The following is a 635-nucleotide window of genomic DNA, read 5'->3' on the forward strand; positions in this document are numbered from 1 at the left end:
AAAAATCCCCCCCCCCATAAAAATCGGAGCTAAAATAATGTATATCAATGAATTACAAAAATATATTGTAATTCAGACACCTGATAATAAAGCATTCAAAGAAGAGTTAAAAAATAGGAGCCGATGCAAATTTCAGATTGAATTACTATTCAATGAACCTTATGATAGCCAAACTACAAAAAGGAGACATTAACATTGCCGACGTTTTTCTAAATGAATTATCAAGAAATCCGGCCTATTTTAATATGGATGCCGTCAAAACATTAATCCCAAATGAAGAACAACGGATGCGAATACTGCGCGTTCTTGAAGATCATATGGTCATTGAAATAAAAGGGGGGGGGTGGAATATGGTTAAAAGCTGCGGCTAATTTATCAGTGTGTAAAGACCAGGGAGGATGTGCAGTCATCTATAACGAACAACGCAAACAAGAAGAACGGGATAATTTAGAACTTCGCAATTTAAAAATAAGTAGGCGCGAAGCGCATTGGGCTATTGCATTAGCTATCATATCTATTTGCGCCTCTCAATTTTGGGGACACACTATTTTTGAATGGACTTGGATTGCAATGCAAAAAATCAGTAAATTACTTTTAATCGAATCCACCACAGGCGAGTCACGGCCGTATAAATG

The 635-nt window shown here is 36.7% G+C and carries 3 protein-coding genes; all 3 read left to right on the forward strand.

Features of this window, described 5'->3' with window-relative positions:
- A partial coding sequence (locus ALIPUT_RS13080; RefSeq protein ID WP_222703785.1) for a hypothetical protein occupies positions 1–193 on the forward strand: 193 nt, incomplete at its 5' end.
- Complete coding sequence (locus tag ALIPUT_RS00075; protein WP_147554493.1) at positions 162–371, forward strand: hypothetical protein; 210 nt, start codon at positions 162–164, stop codon at positions 369–371. The genes ALIPUT_RS13080 and ALIPUT_RS00075, both read left to right, overlap by 32 nt.
- Positions 372–378: 7 nt before the next feature.
- Positions 379–635 (forward strand): hypothetical protein (locus ALIPUT_RS13085; protein WP_222703786.1); only part of this gene is annotated, 257 nt, incomplete at its 3' end.

Origin of the sequence: Alistipes putredinis DSM 17216 (assembly GCF_000154465.1) — a bacterium.
GTDB lineage: Bacteria > Bacteroidota > Bacteroidia > Bacteroidales > Rikenellaceae > Alistipes > Alistipes putredinis.

Coding starts and splice junctions, on each gene's coding strand:
- ALIPUT_RS00075 (WP_147554493.1), top strand. CDS start 162: ATGATAGCCAAACTACAAAAAGGAGACATTAACATTGCCGACGTTTTT.